18 protein-coding genes and 1 riboswitch are annotated in these 21,661 nt (G+C 48.1%); of the genes, 14 read left to right on the forward strand and 4 right to left on the reverse strand.

What is annotated here, in order from left to right:
- Positions 1 to 17 precede the first annotated feature (17 nt).
- The 4 genes from ACFSVM_RS01880 to ACFSVM_RS01895 all read left to right on the forward strand — a co-directional run bounded on the left by ACFSVM_RS01880 (position 18) and on the right by ACFSVM_RS01895 (position 5,412).
- On the forward strand, positions 18 to 1,637 hold the full coding sequence (locus tag ACFSVM_RS01880; RefSeq protein ID WP_076312168.1) for an ABC transporter substrate-binding protein: 1,620 nt from the start codon (positions 18 to 20) through the stop codon (positions 1,635 to 1,637).
- 116 nt (positions 1,638 to 1,753) lie between these two features.
- Positions 1,754 to 2,563, forward strand: a complete 810-nt coding sequence (locus tag ACFSVM_RS01885; protein ID WP_379260087.1) for a Nif3-like dinuclear metal center hexameric protein — start codon at positions 1,754 to 1,756, stop codon at positions 2,561 to 2,563.
- Positions 2,564 to 2,605: 42 nt separating this feature from the next.
- Positions 2,606 to 3,280: a GntR family transcriptional regulator gene (locus ACFSVM_RS01890; protein ID WP_090726280.1), complete on the forward strand. Its 675-nt coding sequence runs from the start codon at positions 2,606 to 2,608 to the stop codon at positions 3,278 to 3,280.
- A gap of 53 nt (positions 3,281 to 3,333) precedes the next feature.
- Positions 3,334 to 5,412, forward strand: coding sequence for an alpha-glucuronidase family glycosyl hydrolase (locus tag ACFSVM_RS01895; protein WP_379260090.1), 2,079 nt, complete (start codon positions 3,334 to 3,336; stop codon positions 5,410 to 5,412).
- A 175-nt stretch (positions 5,413 to 5,587) separates the two neighbouring features.
- Here the strand turns inward: ACFSVM_RS01895 and ACFSVM_RS01900 are convergent, their stop codons facing one another.
- Positions 5,588 to 6,445: a bifunctional 5,10-methylenetetrahydrofolate dehydrogenase/5,10-methenyltetrahydrofolate cyclohydrolase gene (locus tag ACFSVM_RS01900; RefSeq protein WP_379260092.1), complete on the reverse strand. Its 858-nt coding sequence runs from the start codon at positions 6,443 to 6,445 to the stop codon at positions 5,588 to 5,590.
- A 52-nt stretch (positions 6,446 to 6,497) separates the two neighbouring features.
- Positions 6,498 to 6,577: riboswitch (ZMP/ZTP riboswitch) on the reverse strand.
- Between the two features lie 258 nt (positions 6,578 to 6,835).
- Between ACFSVM_RS01900 and ACFSVM_RS01905 the strand changes: the two genes are divergently transcribed.
- From ACFSVM_RS01905 to ACFSVM_RS01945, 9 genes are all read left to right on the forward strand, one after another.
- Positions 6,836 to 7,138 carry a sigma factor gene (locus ACFSVM_RS01905; protein ID WP_379260094.1) on the forward strand — a complete coding sequence of 101 codons (303 nt, stop codon included), beginning with the start codon at positions 6,836 to 6,838 and terminating at the stop codon, positions 7,136 to 7,138.
- Positions 7,139 to 7,153: 15 nt separating this feature from the next.
- Positions 7,154 to 7,357, forward strand: coding sequence for a sigma-70 family RNA polymerase sigma factor (locus ACFSVM_RS01910; protein WP_379260095.1), 204 nt, complete (start codon positions 7,154 to 7,156; stop codon positions 7,355 to 7,357).
- A gap of 40 nt (positions 7,358 to 7,397) precedes the next feature.
- A complete protein-coding gene (locus ACFSVM_RS01915; RefSeq protein WP_090726269.1) occupies positions 7,398 to 8,546 on the forward strand; it encodes a hypothetical protein in 1,149 nt (382 codons plus the stop codon).
- Complete coding sequence (locus tag ACFSVM_RS01920; protein ID WP_379260096.1) at positions 8,543 to 9,514, forward strand: ABC transporter ATP-binding protein; 972 nt, start codon at positions 8,543 to 8,545, stop codon at positions 9,512 to 9,514. The genes ACFSVM_RS01915 and ACFSVM_RS01920 overlap by 4 nt, the downstream gene beginning before the upstream one ends.
- Entirely contained in the window at positions 9,511 to 10,395 is an 885-nt protein-coding gene (locus ACFSVM_RS01925; RefSeq protein WP_076312161.1) for an ABC transporter permease subunit, read from the forward strand. The genes ACFSVM_RS01920 and ACFSVM_RS01925 overlap by 4 nt, the downstream gene beginning before the upstream one ends.
- A 225-nt stretch (positions 10,396 to 10,620) precedes the next feature.
- A complete protein-coding gene (locus ACFSVM_RS01930; RefSeq protein WP_379260097.1) occupies positions 10,621 to 11,397 on the forward strand; it encodes an ABC transporter permease in 777 nt (258 codons plus the stop codon).
- Complete coding sequence (locus ACFSVM_RS01935; protein WP_177178797.1) at positions 11,394 to 12,203, forward strand: ABC transporter permease; 810 nt, start codon at positions 11,394 to 11,396, stop codon at positions 12,201 to 12,203. The genes ACFSVM_RS01930 and ACFSVM_RS01935 overlap by 4 nt, the downstream gene beginning before the upstream one ends.
- Before the next feature lie 17 nt (positions 12,204 to 12,220).
- On the forward strand, positions 12,221 to 13,201 hold the full coding sequence (locus tag ACFSVM_RS01940) for an ABC transporter ATP-binding protein (protein ID WP_090726267.1): 981 nt from the start codon (positions 12,221 to 12,223) through the stop codon (positions 13,199 to 13,201).
- Positions 13,202 to 13,623: 422 nt separating this feature from the next.
- Positions 13,624 to 16,005 carry a glycoside hydrolase family 95 protein gene (locus tag ACFSVM_RS01945; protein WP_379260098.1) on the forward strand — a complete coding sequence of 794 codons (2,382 nt, stop codon included), beginning with the start codon at positions 13,624 to 13,626 and terminating at the stop codon, positions 16,003 to 16,005.
- A 72-nt stretch (positions 16,006 to 16,077) separates the two neighbouring features.
- Here ACFSVM_RS01945 and lpxA read toward each other — a convergent pair whose 3' ends face one another.
- The 3 genes from lpxA to lpxC are packed head-to-tail and all read right to left on the reverse strand — an operon-like array spanning position 16,078 to position 18,766.
- Positions 16,078 to 16,881: an acyl-ACP--UDP-N-acetylglucosamine O-acyltransferase gene (lpxA, locus tag ACFSVM_RS01950; RefSeq protein ID WP_379260100.1), complete on the reverse strand. Its 804-nt coding sequence runs from the start codon at positions 16,879 to 16,881 to the stop codon at positions 16,078 to 16,080.
- 3 nt (positions 16,882 to 16,884) lie between these two features.
- Positions 16,885 to 17,916 carry a UDP-3-O-(3-hydroxymyristoyl)glucosamine N-acyltransferase gene (gene lpxD, locus ACFSVM_RS01955; RefSeq protein ID WP_379260101.1) on the reverse strand — a complete coding sequence of 344 codons (1,032 nt, stop codon included), beginning with the start codon at positions 17,914 to 17,916 and terminating at the stop codon, positions 16,885 to 16,887.
- Positions 17,917 to 17,932: 16 nt separating this feature from the next.
- On the reverse strand, positions 17,933 to 18,766 hold the full coding sequence (gene lpxC, locus ACFSVM_RS01960) for a UDP-3-O-acyl-N-acetylglucosamine deacetylase (RefSeq protein ID WP_076312155.1): 834 nt from the start codon (positions 18,764 to 18,766) through the stop codon (positions 17,933 to 17,935).
- Between the two features lie 207 nt (positions 18,767 to 18,973).
- Between lpxC and ACFSVM_RS01965 the strand changes: the two genes are divergently transcribed.
- Positions 18,974 to 21,541, forward strand: coding sequence for a rhamnogalacturonan lyase (locus ACFSVM_RS01965; RefSeq protein WP_379260103.1), 2,568 nt, complete (start codon positions 18,974 to 18,976; stop codon positions 21,539 to 21,541).
- The last annotated feature ends 120 nt before the right edge of the window (positions 21,542 to 21,661 follow it).

Raw genomic sequence — 21,661 nt, forward strand, 5'->3', positions numbered from 1 at the left:
CGTAGGGGGATGTTGAGATGAAGAAAAAATGGGGTAAAGTATTGCTCACAGGATTACTGAGCTTGTCTCTGGCAGCATGCAGCAATGGCCTTGGCACTCAGGAAGCGGAAATTCAGAACAAGGGCGCGATGGAGTCCTACGATATAGGCGATACGTTCAAGGCGACGGAACCTTTTAATCTGTCTATTATGTATAACGACAATCCGGCTTACCCGATCAAGCAAGACTGGACGCTCTTCAAGAAAATCACGGAGATCACAGGCGTTACATTGCAGCCTACGATTGTGCCGATGAGTGATTACAGCCAGAAACGTTCACTGCTCATTAGTTCTGGAGATGCTCCGCTCATTATTCCGAAGACTTACCCAGGAGAAGAAGCTCCCTTTGTTGCTTCGGGGGCAGCACTTCCTGTAAGCGATTACGTAGATCTGATGCCGAACTACAAGGATAAAGTGGAGAAATGGGGGCTTGAAGACGAGCTTGAGGGACTCAAGCAGGAAGATGGCAAATACTATGTACTTCCTGGTCTTCATGAAGCTGTATGGCCAGACTACACTCTCATCGTGAGAACGGACATTTTCGAGAAGCACAACATTGCGATTCCAACGACTTGGGATGAGCTGTATACCGCACTTAAACAGTTGAAGGAGGAGTATCCGGACTCCATTCCATTCTCTGATCGCTTCAAATTCAATAGTACGTTGAGCATTGCTGCAATGGGCTTTGGAACCAAAGCCGGCTGGGGTTTTGGCAATGGACTCACTTTCAAGGAAGATCAGGATCAATTCGTATATACAGCAACGACACCAGAGTATAAAGAAATGCTGGAGTACTTTAACAAGCTGGTAGAGGAAGGGCTTTTGGACAAAGAGAGCTTCACTCAGGATGATGATCAGGCGGTTCAAAAATTCGTTTCCGGCAAATCCTTTGTCATCAACGGCAACTCTCAAACGGTGGTCATGCATCGCAGCGATATGGATAAGACGCTAGGCAAAGACAACTATTCCATTTCCAAGATTACAGTGCCTGGCGGCCCAGCAGGGCAGTTAATGTCCGGTTCCAGACTGGAGAATGGTGTGATGATCTCTTCCAAAGCATTGGAGAGCGAGAACTTTAAAGCCATTATGCAATTCATTGACTGGTTGTATTACAGTGATGAAGGTCAGGAATTTGCGAAGTGGGGCATAGAGGGCGAGACGTTCACTAAGGAAAATGGAGTACGGAAGCTTGTAGACGATATTAACTATAATGGCTTGAACCCAGAGGGTACACAAGATTTGCGTATCGATCATGGTTTCTCCGGCGGTGTATTTGCTTATGGTGGTGCGACAGAGCTGCTTCATTCCATGTTTAGTGAAGAAGAGCTTAAATTCCAAAATGATATGAAGGAAGTCAAGGAAGTGATTCCTGCTGAACCACCAATCCCTTATTCTGTTGAAGAACGCGAAAGAGTCACTCTCCTCAGCACACCGCTGAAGGATTATACCGATCAGAATACGTTCAAATTCATTCTTGGCGAGCGTGATCTGTCCGAATTCGATACATTTGTATCGGAACTGGAGAGCCAAGGTGTGTCTCAATATCTAGAAATTGCGAATGAAACGTACAAGGAGTATAAGGCACAAGCTGGTGAGTAAACGTTCAGGCGAGTAAAAGTTAAGGTTATCGCAGGAGGCAGCCGTTTCGCCTACGAAAAGGCTGCCTCCTCTTTTATTGATGACGACTGAACCTTCAAAAATCAAGACACTGGAGAGTGAGAATATTGGATGTCACCGTACAGGATGTGATCCGCAGCTTGGAGGAGCCGGCCGGTGTGCTTGAGTCGACAGTAGACAAGATCATATGCGGCCGTTCGCATGAGCTCGTCCAGGGCATTGCAGTATCATTCTCCGCAACTTATGAAGCACTAAATAGAGCGGCAGAGCTTGAAGCCAACCTGTTTATTACCCATGAGGGATTGTTCTACAGTCATCATGAGGGAGCACATGAAATGCTGAAGTCAGATCCGGTATACCAAGCGAAGCAGGCGCTTATTGAGGCGAGGCATCTAACGGTTTATCGATTTCATGATTATCCACACCGATATACTCCTGATGAAATTACACTTGGGCTGATTGAAGCGATTGGATATGACAGATATGCAATTCGGCACTTGTCTTCAGCATCCATTATTCATCTGCCATCAGGTCAAACGGTAAGGCAAATTACGGAGCATCTCAAGGCGAAGCTTCAGCTCTCTCATGTTAGAGTTATTGGAAATATGGATATGATATGTGACCGTATAGGTATCACTGTGGGATACAGGGGTGGAGGTCCGCACCTGATTCCTATGTATGAGAATGAACAGCTGCAGCTCATTATTGCAGGTGAGGGACCGGAATGGGAGACCCCTGAATACATACGGGATGCGTCAGCCCTTGGAGGCAGCAAGTCACTGATCCTCACAGGCCATGCGGCCAGCGAAGAGCCGGGGATGAGGCGAGCCGCAGACAGGATTCGTCAGCAATTCCCGAATGTGCCGGTTCACTTTATTCCAGTTGCCCCCATCTTTCAGGTAGTATAACAGCAAGCGGAACCAAATAGCTTCGAAGAAAGAGGTAACGGTATGTCGACTGAGCAGAAGATCAAAGGCTCAACCAGAGCCTACTCCTATGATTTATTGAAGGATCGTATTCTACGCCTGGAGCTTCCGCCAGGGACGAAGATCTCAGAGAAAGAAATTGCGGATGAACTGAATGTAAGCAGAACTCCAGTCCGCGAAGCGTTTATGAAGCTGGCTGAAGAGGAGCTGCTCGATATAATTCCGCAGAGCGGAACCCTTGTCTCCCGTATTCATCTTGCTCATGTAGAGGAGGGCAGATTCATTAGGGAGAAGCTGGAGAAGGAAATCGTAGAGCTGTGCTGTGAGCACTTTCCAGAGGAATTCAAGTTCAAGCTGGAGACGAACATTGCGATGCAGGACGTATGTGCAGATAAGAAGAACTACCAAAAGCTGTTTGAGCTCGATGAGGAATTTCACCAGATTCTTTTTCATGGCACTGGTAAGCAGCGGACCTGGAAAATGCTGCAGCAGCTTAACATTCATTTCAATCGTCTAAGACTGCTCCGGCTGTTGACGGATTCCAACTGGGAGAACATCATTTCGCAGCACAAGCAGATTTATCAATTGATTGTGAACAAGGAGACGGAGCTGGCCGGAAAGATGATGGAGAATCATCTGCGGCTTGTCGTTGTAGATCAAGATATATTGCGTGAGAAATACCCGCATTATTTTGTGTGAGGGACTTTTTAGGCTAGGTATAATTTAAAGCAAGGGAGAGGAGTTTTTACGTCATGGCACAGATCACACAGCTTCCACATTCTGCTGCAGACCGCGGCTGGCTTAGATACGAGAGTATGGCATCCTGGCAGGGTTCTTTTGAAATTTCCAAAATTGGATGTATGGAACGTTCCCACATTACAGAGTCAGCCCTTCGGGAGCTGCAATATGGGATCTCGGAAATGTTCGGTGTACTGCCTGAATTGCTGGACTCCAGCGATACGCTAACAACAGACTGTATTCGTCTAGCTGTCGTCCAAGAGGAATTGCCGCCAGAGCTTGATGCAGCTTCATGGGCACAAGAGCTGAATGAGGAAGGATATGTCCTTAAGTCTTTTTCTGATAACAGTACGGCAATTCATTCTCTTTATGTTGTGGGAAAGACCGATAAGGGGCTGCTGTATGGAGCATTTCATTTGCTTCGTCTGCTTCAAATGGGAGAGGAATTAAGAGATCTTCACATTATAGAGAATCCCAAGAACCAGCTGAGAATGATGAACCATTGGGACAATATGGACGGTTCCATCGAGCGGGGTTATGCGGGCAGATCCATCTTCTTCAAGGATCATCAGTTTGTTCAAGATGATGCACGAATTCGTGATTATGCCCGCTTGATGGCCTCGATTGGAATCAATGGTATTGCGATTAACAACGTGAACGTGCATGAGGTGGAAACGCGGCTGATCACACCGGAGTTTTTGCCGGATGTGGCGAAGGTGGCGGGGATTTTTAGAGCGTATGGGATTAAGACGTTTCTTAGTGTCAATTATGCCAGCCCGATTCAGCTTGCAGGGATAGCTACGGCTGACCCGCTCGATGAGAAGGTCGCGGCTTGGTGGAAGGATAAGGCACAGGAAATATACAGCTACATACCTGATTTTGGGGGCTTTGTCGTCAAGGCGGATTCTGAGGGTCGCCCTGGGCCGTTTACCTATAACCGGACACATGCTGACGGTTCCAATATGCTCGCTGATGCTCTGGAGCCCTTCGGAGGCATTGTGATCTGGAGATGCTTTGTCTACAACTGTCTTCAGGACTGGAGAGACCGCAAGACGGATCGGGCCCGCGCCGCATACGATCATTTCAAGCCGCTTGACGGACAGTTCAAGGATAATGTGATACTCCAGATCAAGAACGGACCAATGGACTTTCAGGTTCGGGAAGGGGTGTCCCCGCTTTTCGGAGCAATGCCGCATACGAACCAGGTTCTGGAGTTCCAGATTACTCAGGAATATACCGGCCAGCAAAGACATCTATGCTACCTGATTCCACAGTGGAAGGAAATCCTTGATTTTGATACTTACGCCAAGGGAGCCGGATCTGAGATCAAGAAGGTAGCTTCAGGTGAATTGTATTCGTATAAATACAGTGGAATTACGGCGGTCATTAATGTGGGCGATGATCATAACTGGACGGGTCACACGCTTGCGCAGGCGAATTTGTACGGCTATGGCCGTCTGACATGGAATCCGGATTTAGCCGAGGAGCAGATTACCTCCGAATGGATCAAGCAAACCTTTGGATCAAACCCTGAGGTGCTTGAGGCTGTAAGTACGATGCTTCAGGATTCGTGGCCCATCTATGAGAGCTACACTTCACCGCTTGGCGTAGGCTGGATGGTTAATCCGGACCATCACTATGGACCTAATGTGGACGGCTATGAATATTCCAGGTGGGGAACGTATCATTTTGCAGACTGTCATGGCATCGGCGTCAATCGGACGGTCAAGAATGGTACCGGTTATACAGCGCAATATTTCCCGGAAAATGCTCATAAGTACGAATCACTGGAGACCTGTCCGGATGAATTGCTGCTCTTCTTCCATCATGTACCGTATACGCATGTCCTGAAGTCCGGCAAGACGGTCATTCAGCATATCTATGATACTCACTTTGAAGGTGTGGAAGGTGTCGAGACGTTGATTCGGCGCTGGAGCAAGCTTGAGGGACAGATTGATTCCGAGCGCTATCAGGGTGTAATGGAACGGTTGGAGGGACAGCTTGCTCATTCGAAGGAATGGAGAGACATTATCAATACTTATTTCTATCGTAAATCAGGAATTTCAGATGAGCTTGATCGTACCATTTATTAGATTTACAGAGGAGCTTATCTGATTCAGAATGGTGCTCCCCTCATTTGATATGATAAGGATTTATGTATAATATAATTTGGAAAAATATGCTATGATAGCCATCAGGCCCTTCCATCAGGAAGGGCCCTTTTATAATCTTTGCAAGCTAATCGCTTAAAAATGCTGCATCATGAAATTACTGCTCTTGCTTCAGTAATGACTTGTACGCCGATTTTACCGTATGCTCGATTAAGGTCGCGATGGTAACGGGGCCGACACCGCCAGGTACAGGTGTGATGGCAGAGGAGTGCGGCAAGCAGGCATCATAGTCGACATCACCGATGTTCCCTTTGTTGTAGCCTGCATCAACGATAACGGCTCCCGGCTTGATCCAATCTCCTTGTACGAAGTTCGGTTTACCCACGGCAGCCACAACAATGTCTGCTTGTTTCACAATCGCTTCAATATTTACCGTTCTGGAGTGGCAGGTTGTCACCGTTGCATTGCGATTCAGCAGCATCGCCGATACCGGTTTGCCAAGGATCGGACTGCGGCCGATGACTACGGCGTGCTTGCCCTCCATTGGAATGTTATAGAAGTCAAGAATGCGGATAATGGCCTGCGGTGTGCAGGATGGATAATCCGATTCGCCAAACGCGTTCAGTGCATAGCCAAGCGTCGTTACTCCGTCTACATCTTTTTCAATGCTGATCGTGTCAAAGCATGCTCTTTCATCAATATGATGCGGGACCGGATGCTGCAGCAGAATGCCGTGAACGGAAGGGTCTTGATTCAGCTTATTGATTTCTTGAATCAGTTCCTCTGTCGTTGTCTCGGCAGGAAGCACCACCTTGATCGACTCCACCCCGATTCGTGCACAAGCATTCCCTTTCATACGTACGTAAGTTGCCGAAGAAGGGTCATCTCCAACCAGGATGGTAGCCAGACACGGCTGGATTCCCCGCTCCTTCAGTTCTTTCACCTTTGCTCCCGTTTCTTCTCTCATGTAATCTGCTACCGTTTGACCATTCAGAATCAGTGTGTTGTCGCTCATAATCACATCGCCCTTTCAAAGTAAAAAAGAGGCAAGGAAACCTAAGTTTCCTTACCTCTGCCCAGGCGTACGGCTATATCTAATCACATGCTCCCTCACGGTTCACCGTGTACGCCAGTTACATGTGACGTTCTTAATTGTAATGTATAAGTGAGACCTCATTATGAAGGAACAGTTAAAAAAACGAAGCTCACCCATGATGGTACTTCATTTTGTCGAATTGTTCAATAGGGATACACAAGATTTGGAATGATGAGCTATATCCGGCTTCGGTATAATTAATATAGAATCTGAAAAAGGACTCAATTAAACATTTTTATAAAACGTGCTATAAAAATAAACCGTCGTCCGTCTTATGTATAGCTGCAGCTGAAAGGAGACGTTAAACATATGGAAGGACAGGAAATCGACGTTTTCCGTACAGTGTTTGAAGAGCATTACCCTATTGTACGACGAAAACTGATGGCTCTGATCCAGGATGAAGCCGCCGCGGAAGATCTTGCGCAAGAGGTATTTATTCGGCTGTATCGGAATCCGCCAGATGATCCGGGTGCGATAGGTGCATGGCTTCACCGTGTACTGACTCGCATCGGATATGATTATATGAGTAAAAAAATACGAGAACGGAAGCTCAAGGAGAAGCAGGAGCAGTACTATGACAGCAGAGAGCAGCTCCTGTCCTCTGGAGAATAGATTGTACTGAAGCGTATGGATCAGGAAGAAGTACGTGAATGGATGGATGATCTGCCGGAGCGCGACAGACAACTGCTGATGCTGAAGTATTCAGGCTACAGTTATGCAGAGATAGCGGAAGAACTGAATGTAAGGCCTCCCCTTGTCGGATCGATGTTAAGCAGAGCTACAAGCAAGCTGAGGAGAAAGGTTCAGGGAAAGTCCGCGCCACAGTCCTGAGGATCATACCAATTAGCATAGTAAGGAGTTGAACGTGCACATGACATCAAAGCCGAACGGAAAAGACGAGAACAAGCAGCTTGAAGATGCTTGGAACAAGCTGGCGTCAAGGCTTGAAGAAGAAGAAATGAGCCCCAAGTGGTCAGCATGGTCCATGGAGCGTGGAAACGGGCCTAAGGCAGCACATCCATTAAAGGAAGATGTATTAAAAGGTGTATTAAAAAATGAAATCAGGGGAGAGAGATACGATATGACGGATCATCAGAATCAGGAGAAGCAGACCGCTGTTGTAAAGAAAAAGCATCATATGAAAAAGCCGGTTAAGAAGTGGCTCAGCATAGCAACGGCGGCGGCTGTGGCAGGAGTCATGATCGCGACTCCGCTCGGAGATAAGGCGCTTGCCGCGATACTAAACCAATTCCGTATGGATGAGGTGACGGTAGTTAATGAAGGAGATGTTATGGACTTCTTCAACTCAGTATCTGGAGGAAGCAATTCATCGGACTTTATCAACAAGCATGGTTCGTTTACGAATGCATATGGACCTGAACTCAACAATGAAAAATTAAGCTTACAAGAGATTGAAGAGCTAACCGGGCTCACAGCATATGAGAATGATATTTTCAATGTAGAAAGTTATTATGCATTTACCTCACAGACGATTACGATGAAACTGAACATTAATGAAGTTAACACGACAATGGCGCGGCTTGGTGCCAAGGAATTAATGCCTGAATCTCTCGATGGGAAGCCAATTACGTTCCATATCCCAGCGACGCTGCATCAATATTACCATGCAGATACAGATGGAGAGGAGCTGTACGCTTCGTTATCTCAACAGAAGCTTCCATCAGTAGAGGTTGATCCTTCTGTCTCAGTAGAGGAAGCAGTCAAGGCAGTGCTGGACTTCCCGATGCTGCCAGATAATCTGAAGACAGCGATTAAATCAGACAGTATCTTGTCTGGCAAGCTTCCAATGCCAGTGTTTACGGATGGAGATACCGAGAAGGTAGAAGTGAAGGAAGTGCCGGTCGTTATTATTGAACAAGATTATGTATCTTCAACTGGGAAGCCTGTTTATACAGCTACATGGACGCAAGACGGCGTATTGTTCAATTTGTCCGGCGACTCGTTGTTTGATTCCAAAGACAAACTGCTCGCACAGGTGGAGGAGATGATTACGGAATGACGGCCGCCATTCACACCGAAGGTTTAACCAAACAATTTAGCAACGGACGCGGCTGCCGTGACGTATCCATTACGGTCCAGGAAGGGGAAGCCTTTGGCTTCCTCGGACCGAATGGAGCAGGCAAGAGTACTTTCGTTAAGATGCTGGTAGGGCTTACCTATCCAACGGGCGGCAGTGCATCGATCTTTGGACATCCGATTCACTCCATTGAAGCAAAAGGACAAATTGGCTATTTGCCTGAGCTGTTCCGATATCAGGAGTGGCTGACCGGCGAAGAGGTCATGAAGCTTCATGCCAAGCTGTGCGGCGTTAGCTCTTCCGATGCAAAGCGGCGCATTCCTGAGCTGCTGGATGAGGTTGGACTTGGCAGCCGGGGCAAAGGCAAGGTAAAGGATTATTCCAAAGGAATGCAGCAGCGCCTCGGACTCGCAGCAGCGCTCGTAAGCGATCCGAAGCTGATCTTCCTGGACGAGCCTTCCTCCGCACTTGATCCGGTCGGACGCAAGGAGGTTCGCTCCATATTGCAACGACTGAAGGCTCAGGGAAAGACGATATTTCTGAATTCCCACATGCTTGAAGATGTCGAAGCCGTGTGTGATCAGATTGCGCTGTTAAACAACGGGGAGATTTTACGTACCGGCGATGTGGGCTCTGTCCTGCAACAGCGGATCACTTATCGGTTTAAAGTGGGTGGCTATACGCCAGTGATCCTGACCTGGCTGCAGGAAGAGACCGGGATTGAGATACAGGTGGACAGTAAGACGGCAGGTTCGTTGCCCGCTTCTCAAGAACAGCACTCCACCTGGCTTGTCGCTGAGCTCGATAACGAGGAGCAGGCAGGCTGGATCAACTCCCTCATTATGGAGCAGGGGATGACACTCTATGAAGTGAACAGAGTAACCGGCAAGCTGGAGGATTGGTTCCTTACCGCCGTATCGGGACTTAGCCATCGGGGGGAACACGAATGATACTGATTATGAATATGACCTGGAAAGAAATGCTGCGCAAGCGTGTCATGATCCTTGCAGGCATTCTTTCCATTCTGTTTCTGGTTGCTTATTGGTTTATTGGAGCAGCGATTGCTGACAGCAATCGGTCCAGTGGCTTTATGTCAGGAAGTAACTTAATCACAGACTATGCCAGCGGTGTATTGATGATGATGATCGGTTTTTTCTTCGCTGGATTTGTTGTGGCACTACTGTCTATCTTCAGTTCCTTCTCCTCCATAGCAGGTGAGGCCGAGCAGGGTGTTATGCAAGCTCTTCTGCCAAGACCTATCCCAAGATGGAAATTTTATATCGGCAGATGGCTTGGTTATGTATCCTTGCTATTGTGTTATACACTCGTGCTCTACACAGCCATTATGATTATTACAGATATTCATGCAGCAATTCCGCAGGATCCAATGGTTCATATTCAGGCTTTCTCATTGTATGCGCTGGTCATTGTACTGCTGATCTCGTTGACCATGCTTGGCTCAACAAGGTTCTCTTCGCTTGGAAATGGCGTGTTTATGACGATGCTGTTTGGCGCGGGCTGGCTTGGCGGTATGCTTGAGAAGATTCGAAGCATAGGGATTATTGATATCATGGATGCGGAGGTAGCTGTCAAGCTGTCCAATATCTCCGGCCTGATGTCGATGCTGATGCCTGTCGATGCGCTTCAACGAAAAATGCTGCACGGTTTAATTGGAATGGATGAGCTAGGCGGGCTTGTCGATATCAGCGGCATGGTAGCCGAGTTTTTTGTTGGTGATCCGCCTTCTGGCACATTTGTTGTGTATGCTCTTATCTACACGGCCATCGTATTCGTCTGGGGCATTCTGCGCTTCCAGCGTAAAGATTTATAAATTGAACAAAAAGACCATCGCGAAGAACGACGAAGCGGTAATCCTTCCCGTTGCAGGGAAGATCGTTATTGATTCGGATTCTTCCCGAGGGTCTTTTTGTCGATTAAAAAGTAATTGCCTAAAATGGATCGTTTTGGTATGATAGTGTCCTTCTCTCGCATTTCACCTTGTCTGAAGTGGACGTATGGATCAGCGTCTCATCAAGCTTATCGGAGGTGTATCAAATTGCTCTATTTCACCCTGGCTCGAAAGGCCTATGCAAGAAACCTGCAATATCGCGGTGCACATATGGTGCACAACATTGCCAGCGTTATGTTCGGCTACTTGTATGCCTGTATCTGGATCGGCATCGGTCGTGACAATGCGCTCGGTGAATACGGAACCTACGGGATGGTCAGTTACATTGCGTTCACGCAAGCGTCTTTGTGGGTTACGACATTCTTAACGAGTGGACTCGGTATCCCTGAAACCGTACGGACAGGGCATATTGCCATGGATTTAATGCGGCCTGTCCACTTGTTCATGCATCTGATGAGCCGGGAATGGGGACAGGTGCTGTACCAGTTTATATTCAAATCCATTCCGATCTACCTCGTTTATCTCATTGCATTCAACCTGCAGCTTCCTACAGATGGTATGACTTACATATGGACAGCAATGAGTCTGCTTGGAGCTGCCTACATGGGAATATGCATCAATTACATCATTGGTGCTACAGCCATGTGGACGACGGAGTCGGCTTGGCTGCAGTGGACTCATCATGCACTCGTCAATTTGCTTGCCGGCTTCTTAATTCCCATTGAATGGCTGCCGGAATGGCTGCAAACCGTCGCCTGGCTCTCACCTTATCCTTATCTTCTGTATGTACCCACCCGAATTTATCTTGGATACCCGGATGCTCATCTGCTTGCCGGTACCGTGGTATGGGGTGTGCTGCTCACCTTGCTTGGATTCCTCGCGACCTATTTTCTGAGACGAAAAGTGGAGGTGCAGGGCGGATGAAGCAGAACAAGCTGACAGCATACTTTGAACTCTATTCTCTTCTCATCCGTACCAGCGTCAAAAGCTCCATGCAGTACAAATTTAATTTCTTTCTAGGCTCCTTGCTTGCCGCGCTCATTCAAATTGCGGAATTTCTCATGATTGCCATCGTTCTGAACCGATTCGGAGCCATTCAAGGCTGGTCCATCTATGAAGTCGGGTATTTGTTTGCCATGATGACCTTATCCAAAACGGTGTACCGCTCACTTGCCAATGAAGTGCACCATCTGGAGAGATATCTGGTCAGCGGGGACATGGATCAGCTGCTCACCAGGCCGCTGCCCGTGTTGTTCACGTTATTGCCTCAGCGCTTCCGGATTATGCTTGGTGAATGGCTGCAGGGAGGTTTTGTATTCGGCTGGTCAATATACGGCATGATGAACTCGGGACAGATCAGCTGGGTTGCCATCCCGCAGTCACTGTTTGTCATTCTTACCGGATCGGTCATCTTGTTCTCCATCGGTCTTGCTACGGCTACGCTCGGATTTTGGACGACACGGATCAGCGAGCTGCAGACGTTTACTGAGGACGCAGCCGGAACGGCGGCAAGGTATCCCATATCACTGTACCCCAACTGGCTTGCTTCGCTGCTCCTGGTAGTCCTTCCTGTGGGACTGGTCAATTATGTACCGGCACTTTACATTTTACGCGGTGAGGTCGGACCTTGGGTGCTTGGACTCGTTCTGGGTGCGGCATTAGTGTGCTTGATGGTAAGCCTCAGGTTCTGGAGTTTTGGCATAACGAAATATCAGAGCACAGGAAGCTAAAGGAGGAATCACTCACAATGATTGAAGTTCAGCAGCTGCACAAAGAATTTAAAATACCAATTGTACAGGAAGGCAGGTTCTCTGGCCTGCGTACCTTTTTCTCCAGGCAATATCATGTAAAAAAAGCAGTGACCAACATCAGCTTCACAATTCAACCGGGTGAATTTGTCGGTTATATTGGTCCGAACGGTGCCGGGAAATCGACAACCATCAAGATGCTGACCGGCATTCTTCATCCGAGCGCAGGTAAGGTAACGGTGAGCGGGATGAACCCGCATGAACAGCGCAGACAGGTCGTCAGAAGACTGGGTGTCGTATTCGGACAGCGCAGTCAGCTGTGGTGGGATCTGCCCGTCCGGGACAGCTATGATATTCTTGCCAAGATGTACCGGGTGGAGGATACCGATAAGAAGAGGCGTATCGATCAATTCTCCGAGCTTCTGGATCTGAAGGAATTCTGGGATACACCGGTGCGCAAGCTGTCGCTTGGACAGCGGATGAGGGCAGACCTCGGAGCAGCCATGCTGCATGAACCGGACATTCTGTTTCTGGATGAGCCGACGATCGGTCTTGATGTCAATGCCAAGCGAAATATTCGATCCTTCCTGAAGCTGCTTAATGAGGAGCTCGGCAAAACGATCCTGCTAACAACCCATGATATGGACGACATTGAGCAGCTGTGCAGCCGGGTGATGGTGATTAACCATGGACAGCTTACTTATGATGGAACGGTTCAAGCTTTGCGCGATAATATCGGACTTCCTACGATTATTAAAGTATCGTATCGGGGAGCGTGCTCTATCCCTCCATCTGCAGACGTGCATAACCATCCTATGATGAAGTTGTCACAGATCACGGAGAATACGATTACCGTTGAAGCCAATCGAAACAAGATCACCACCATGGAGATATTGAAGGAGCTGGGTGAATGGGGTGAGATTGAAGACGTGGAGATGCAGGAACCGGATTTTGAAGATGTGATTCATAAAGTATATTGAAGTGTCATAACACGAAATTTCATTTAAAAAAGAGGATCTCCCACAGCAGTAAGGCAGGGGACCCTCTTTTTACATTACATAGACCACTTATACGATCAAAGAGTTCTATAATGATGATTCACGCTCATACTTGTTGCTGCCGGGCAGACGTTTAATTTTGTTCCAAGCGTCAATGGCTTCCTTTCGACTCTTTCAACAGGATTGTTCAACATTTAGGGCTTGCTTTTTTGTCACTTTTTTAGGACGATAACAGAGGAGAGTGGAATCCGCTTTCATCTACGAATTGAAGAGTAGAATCAAGCATTAGTGAAGCAGGATAGCAAGATTCCTAAAACGTTTTAGGTCAATTATAAGGAAGTAGGATGATGGCACCCCTGCACACCTATTTCGGTATAAAAAAATACAAGCTTGGAGGAAAGCACATGTTCTTAACGTACAATCGTCCGGCCAAGGAATGGACGGAAGCTCTTCCCATCGGAAATGGTAGAATGGGCGCCATGGTATTTGGGCGGATGGAGCTGGAGAGACTGCAGTTGAATGAAGACACGTTATGGTCTGGTCCACCGAAGGAAACGAATAATCCGGAGTCTCTTGAAGTATTGCCTGAGGTACGCCGGTTGCTCAAGGAAGGCAAGTATGCAGAAGCGGACAAGCTAAGCAAGAAAATGATGGGTGCTTATACTCAGTCGTATCTCCCCTTCGGTGATCTGAACATCAGCTTTGATCACGGAGATATCGGCTGGAATTACAAACGCACATTGGAGCTGAATGAAGGCGTGGCTACGACTCAGTTCCAAATCGGGGAGACGGTGTATACCCGCGAAGTATTCGCCTCCTATCCAGATCAAATTATTGCCATGCGGATGGAGTCCAGCATCCCAGGAAGATTAGGGTTTAAGGCAAGCTTTAGCAGTTTACTTCGACATGAGCAGTCTTCCGATGGAGATCACGCCGTTCTATCTGGATATGCACCAGAAGTAGTGCACCCCAGCTATTATCCTGCGGATAATCCGATCGGATATGGTAAATCTGGAGAAACGGATGCCATGCGTTTTGAAGGAAGAATTGCAGTAATCCATGAAGGCGGGACATCCAAGGTGGATGCATCAGGTATTCGTATAGTGGATGCAGACAGCGCTACTATATACTTGAGTATGGCAACCAGCTTTAATGGTTATGATCGTTCACCGGGTAAAGACGGCAAGGATGAATCGGCCTGTGCGAAGGAGCATCTGGATAACGCACTGAAGTACAATTATACAGAGCTCCGCGCACGCCATGTAGAAGATTACCAAAGACTGTATCAACGGGTGGAGCTGGATCTCGGACCAGGGCTTGCACCAGCTGATCTTCCGACAGATGAACGGATCGTAGAATATGGGGGCAGGGATCCTTACCTGGTGAATCTTCTCTTCCAATATGGCCGTTACTTGATGATATCCAGCTCCAGACCAGGAACTCAGCCTGCGAACCTTCAAGGCATTTGGAACCACGAAACAAGAGCGCCGTGGAGCAGCAATTATACACTGAATATCAATGCGGAAATGAATTACTGGCCGGCCGAGACAGCCAATCTGTCTGAATGTCATGAACCGTTGATGGATCTGATCAAGCGTCTGTCCGTCAACGGCAAGAAGACGGCCGAGATTCATTATGGAACAAGAGGCTGGACGGCTTCTCACAATACCGATCTGTGGGGACATACCGCTCCTGTAGGGAACTTTGGACATGGCGATCCGGTGTGGGCATTGTGGCAAATGGGCGGCGTATGGCTCTGTCAGCACTTATATGAGCATTATGTATTTACCAAGGATGAGGATTTCCTAAGAAATACAGCGTATCCGATCATGAAGGACGCCGCGCTCTTCTGCCTGGATTGGCTCATTCCGGATGAGAACGGGATGCTCGTGACCGCACCTTCTACCTCGCCGGAGCATCGCTACAGAATCGACGGTGAGCTGTATGGGGTGACAACCGCAGCGACCATGGATCTTGCTCTTATGTATGATTTGTTCACCAATATTGCTGAGGTGAGCGAAGTCTTGGGAGAAGATGCTGAATTTGCGCAAGAGGTCCTTGCAGCCAGAGATCAGCTGCCGCCGCTGAGAATCGGCAAATATGGTCAGCTGCAGGAGTGGCTCCATGATTATGAGGATGAAGATGTTCACCATAGACATGTATCCCATCTATTTGGGGTATATCCTGGACGCCAAATTACCGAGGGGCTTGCACCGGAGCTTCTTCAGGCTGCACGCGTATCACTGGAGAGACGCGGTGACGGTGGGACAGGCTGGAGCCTTGGCTGGAAGGTTGGTCTGTGGGCACGATTCCAGGATGGAGATCGGGCGCACCGACTTGTGTCCAATCTGCTTCAGCTCGTTCGTGACGGCTCCGAAAGATACGAGAGCGGCGGGGTGTACCCGAACTTGTTCGACGCACATCCACCATTCCAAATCGACGGTAACTTTGCGGCAACCTCAGGCATCATTGAGCTGCTGCTTCAATCACATCAAGGCTATGTAGAACTTCTTCCTGCTCTGCCGCAGGCTTGGGAGAAAGGTTCCATCCGTGGACTTCGTGCTAGGGGCGGCTATGAGGTTGATCTTGCATGGGAAGGCGGACAGCTGTCTGCAGCTGAGATTCATTCCGATCATGATGGAGTGTGTGGGGTTCGGACGAGAGCTGCCGTCATTAGGATAACCAATAAAGCCGGCGAAGAAGTACAGGCAGAGGTCAAGGAGAACGGAGTTCTGGTCTTCCCTGTACAAGCTGGAGGAGCTTATATCCTCAGCATTCAGGGATAGAAGTAAGAACGGGCTATACAGAAAAAACGCCGACAACATCGGCGTTTTTTCTGTTACACCTCTATAATCATTTTACATAGGACGCGTTCCTATTCTTGCGATGCCTCTGTTGGATTTCTTCAAGAACGCAATGGTGTGTTCTTTAAACACGCTTTGAGGCAAATGCTCTATGGCATCCTGTGCAAGGGCCAGCGTCAGATTCTTGCGGAACAGGAGGGAATGAATTTGCTTGATCATTCGAATGTCGTCCCCGGACATGCCTTTGCGTCTTAAGCCGATGAGGTTGAGGCCGTAGATCCTGGCATGATCGCCGCTCGCGAGTGAATAGGGGACGATATCCTGAGTGACACAGCTCCCGACGCCAATCATGGAATATGCGCCAATCTTGCAATGTTGATGAACACCAACCAAGCCGCCAAGCGTGACCTCGTCCTCGATCTCCACATGACCTGCAATCTGAACACTGTTGGAAATGACGATATGATTCCCCAAGGCTACATCATGTGCAACATGAACATAGTTCATTATAAAATTATGATTCCCTACCCGTGTGACTCCGCCGCCGGCATCTGTTCCTTTGGCAATCGTTGCATACTCTCGAATCGTATTATAATCCCCGATGATCAGCTGCGTTTCCTCACCGTTATATTTAAGATCCTGGGGAGGGGAGCCGATAATGGCGCCCTGGTATACATGATTGTATTCACCCAGTGTGGTATTTGAACCGATTCGCACATGGCTTTCAATGGTACATCCATTTCCTATCCTTACGTGTTCCTCGATGATGCAGTAAGGGCCGATCTCGACTTGATCTCCAATAACAGCGGTCGGATGAATGATCGCAGTAGGATGAACCGTTGTAGTAGGGATAGCCATGGTTTATTCCTCCTTCGTCAGTTTCTTTATGCTCTTCTCTAAGGAGTCTATTCGAGTGCTGAATTTCTTCAATGTATGGGGAAGACGTTCAATAGCGGCTTGCTTTCTCAGTTGTTCATGATGGGGACGGGCATAGTAGCCCGAAATGATCGAATGTGCAGGTAAGTCCTTTGTAATGTTTGACTTGCCCAAGATCGTGGAGTGAGCCCCGATGGTGAGGTGACCAACGACTGCAGATCCACCGGCCAGCACGACATGATCCCCGATGGAAGCTGAACCTGCAATTGCAGTTGTACCTGCGATAATACAGTGTTTGCCGATGTGTACGTTATGAGCAATCTGGACCAGATTGTCGATCTTCGTGCCCCTTTCGATAATAGTGGGGTCGATTGTTCCACGGTCTATCGTTGTATTGGCACCGATCTCGACATCATCATGAATGACAACATTGCCGGCATGAGGAATTTTTACATGCTGCTGACCATCCCACTCATAGCCGAATCCATCAGAGCCAATAACGGCACCGGAATGAATAATGACGTTGCTCCCGATCCAGGTATCTCTCAGAATCGTGACATGAGGATGAATGAAGCAATGATCTCCAATCGTAACATTTTCGCCAATAAAACAGTTCGAGGAGATCAGGGTTCCCTCACCAATCGATACGTTCTCTTTGACAACGGTACCTTCATCAATCTGTGTACTTTCCCCGGCTTGAAGTGAACAATCGACCATCGCAGAAGAGATCAGACCGTTTGCTCTGGTAGCCTGATGAAATAGGTTCATAACATGAACAAAGGCCAGCCGGGGGTTTTTTACCCGAATACCAGGCAGGTGCGCATCGGTAAGCTTCTCGGGAACCACGATGGCTGAGGCACGGCAGTCTGTTAATTTGCTTATATTTTTCTCCGTTACATAAGTGATTTGTCCACTCTCTGCACTGGATAAGGAAGCGATGCTATGTATGGTCACTTCTCCGTCACCGATTAACTCTCCATTCAGTTCCTGTGCAATGGCTTTAAGCTTGTACTCCATCTTTGCTATCTCCTTATTAATGTAGATTATTCATGATCTCCCGTGCCAAAAGAGTATTCAGACGGTGGGAAGTTCGCACGCCTCTAACTTGGGCTAGAACTGGAGGCGCAAGTGCCAGATCACCCATCACATCGAGCAGCTTGTGGCGGGCAAATTCATCCGGGTAGCGCAAGTCCGACAAAATTCGGCTGTTTCCGATGAGTACTGCGTTGTCCATGGATGCGCCTTGGATTAGGCCTTTGCTTCTTAGAAGGTTTACTTCTTGTTCAAAGCCGAAGGTGCGTGCCGGAGAAATTTCACTTCGGTAATCGTGGATGGCTGGGTTGAAGTAAGCAATCTGATTCGTCAAAAAGGGGAGCTCGTGATCATTCGTAAACTGGATTTCATAGCTTATCTCTTCGGAAGGAATGGCTTCCAGATACGAACGGCCGATCTGTACCCGGACGGCTTTGGTTAAGCGCATGTATTTCTTGAGGGCATGCTGCTCTACGAGTCCGGTCTCGGCGATTCTGTCGCTGATCATTACAGAGCTGCCGTCGAGGACGGGGATCTCTTCACCATCTGCTTCAATGATGGCATTATCAACTCCCATGCCGCGAAGGGCTGACATAACATGCTCGACCATCGAAATGGAATAGTGATGTCCATTAGTGAGCTGTGTACAACGATCCGTCGATGATACATGATGCGGCACGGCGCTGATGATCTCTACAGGTGATAGATCAGCTCTTCTGAAGAGAATTCCACTGTCAGCTGGAGCAGGATGTATGGTCATGGATGCCGGGATTCCGCTGTGCAGGGTAATGCTGTTCATTTCAATAGGCTGGGCGAGAGTGCGCTGATACTCCATTACATCCTCCTTTCTATTAGAATATTATAGATTAATTATCGAATATTGGTAAATATTATATGTCTTTTTTGCAACATTTGAGAGATATGAAAATAAGAGAAACACTGATTTTTGAACAATAAACTCTGTTATTTGAATGGTGGTCCGGGAAGGGCATGTCTATAATTTGGGGATGGCTGATCACTATTTGGATGAAGAGGTGTTGAGATGGCATATTTCAGTATGAGACTATGCAAAAAGATCGCGGTGACAGGGATGAGCGTTGTCTTAATCGCTACAGGAGGAATTGCATCCGCAGCTGAAGATGTAAGCAGGAAGGGGAAACCGAGCATGGAACGGCGTATACAAATGGAATATCTGGATCGCGGGCTTATTGCAGTGCCTGCGAATAACGGCGTATTTCTGAGCTGGAGACTGCTCGCTAACGAGGCAACGGGCAGTAATGAAACGGGACTCACGGGTACGGACTTCAATATATACAGGGATGGCAAAAGGATTGCCCAAGTAAGTGACAGTACGAATTATCTTGATCCAGCGGGAGAGACAGATTCCAGCTATTACGTATCTGCCGTTGTGAAAGGCAAAGAAGTCGATCAGAGTGAGGCCGTTATTCCGTGGGGGAATTCTTATTATGATCTTCCACTCCAGAAGCCGAAGGACGGTGTTACACCAGCGGGTGAAGCTTACACTTATTCAGCTAACGACATGAGTGTTGGGGACGTGGATGGGGACGGCAGGCTCGAGTATTTTGTGAAATGGGAGCCGAGTAATGCGAAGGACGTCTCCCAAGTCGGCTATACAGGCAACACTTATATTGACGCTTATACTTATGAAGGCAGACTGCTGTATCGCATAGATCTGGGTGTCAATATCCGCTCGGGAGCGCATTATACTCAGTTCCTTGTATATGACTTCGATGGGGATGGTAAAGCCGAGCTTATGTTCAAGACTGCTCCGGGTACCAAGACTCTTCGTTATAATGCCCAAGGTGATGTCATATCTGAGCGGTATATTACGATGCTGAAGGAAGACCTTACCGCTGGCTACTCTAATGAAGATGATTATAGACTTGGCGCGGAGGGCTACTATGAACATATCGTTGATATGTTTATGAATTGGCATGAATATGAGGAGGTTAAGGATGGAAGCTGGCCGCAAACGCTCGAGGAAGCCTTCGGAATCGATCCAGCATATGACTATCCTTTATCCCGGGAAGATGCGGGGCATCTAGCTGATCACTTTATGGATGTGTTTGCTCCTTCCAAGGACGCCAATCGGAATAAATTGCGTCAATTTGAAGGTTTTATATTATCGGGTCCCGAGTATTTGAGCGTATTTGAAGGAGAGAGCGGAGCAGAACTTCAGACCATTCGTTACAAGCCGGGTCGGTATGATGATGGACTGCGCTGGGGAGATTACGCGATGAACCGAATCGAGCCGGGTAACCGGGTGGATCGCTTTCTCTCGGGTGTAGCTTATTTGGACGGAGAACAGCCCTATGCGGTATTTGCGAGAGGCTATTATACCCGGACTACCCTGGTCTCATACAGCTGGGACGGGAACAATCTGAATGAACATTGGTACGTAGATAGTGGATGGACACCGATGACGAATCCGTTCAGAGATGGTCCGCATGGTAGAGCAGGTACAGATCCTGAGTACGGGCAGATTACAACGCAAGGAGCTCATTCACTCAGCGTAGGGGATGTAGATGGTGACGGCAAGCAGGAGATTGTATATGGCTCGGCTACCATTGATCATGATGGTTCTGTCTTGTCGAATTCGTCGGCTGTGATGCCGCCGCAAAGCGCCAATCCTGGAGCTGTAGCAGGCTTGGGACATGGAGATGCACTGCATGTTGCTAATATTGATCCAGCTCGCGAAGGTCTTGAAGTGTATATGGTGCATGAAGGCGGGGCCTATGCTCCCTATGGATATGCGCTTAGAGATGCGAGGACAGGTGAGGTTATCTACGGCGCTTATACCGGACGTGATACCGGACGCGGCATGATTGGAGATGTAGATCCGGATCATCCGGGACTTGAAACATGGGCTGTCGGATTGTATACAGCAGCGGGTCAGAAGATTAGTGACACGGTCCCGGGTACCAACATGAGCATCAAATGGTCCAAGGATATGACGACCCAGCTCATAAACGGCTCATTAGAGAATACGCCGACCATTGATGATTGGAAAAAAGGAACAGTGCTTACTGCAGAAGGAACCCGTACAAATAATCATACGAAGGGCACGCCGTCCCTTGTGGCGGATGTGTTTGGCGATTGGCGGGAAGAGATGTTAGTCCGTACGGCAGATAGCAGCGCAATCCGTATTTATTCCAATACGGAAGTGACAAGTCACAAGCTGCACACCCTGCTGCATGATCCGCAATATCGTGCAGGTGTAGCTACGCAGAATACGGGCTATAATCAGCCGGTGTATACAAGTTATTATTATGCATCCGATATGGATTTTGCTCAGGTGACACTTCCGAATCTATCGATCGCCGGGCTGCTGCCTGTGCTGGAGCAATTACATGATCAATATGTAGAAGAAGGAGATTTGTCAGGAAATGTGGTGAAGCAGCTGGCCAATACGCTAAAACAAGCAGTGCATCATTATAATAAAGGAGCTTATAGGCAAGCATCTTCCTTCCTGGAAAAATATATGGCACAGCTGGACAAGCGAGGCGGCAAGGACAAGATTAGCGAGCGGGCAAGGCTGAACCTGACTCATCATGCCGAGCTGTTGTTGGATGAATGGAAGCAGAAATAAGGTAGTGAATATAAGGTACCCCATGGTCGGGATGGACAACAGCGTCCATCCGCAATACATGGGGTTATTTTTTATGTGGAAGTAATCCCTGGATCAATGATCTGTCTATCCACAATCTCA

This window comes from Paenibacillus shunpengii (assembly GCF_042684905.1).
Lineage (GTDB): Bacteria > Bacillota > Bacilli > Paenibacillales > Paenibacillaceae > Paenibacillus > Paenibacillus shunpengii.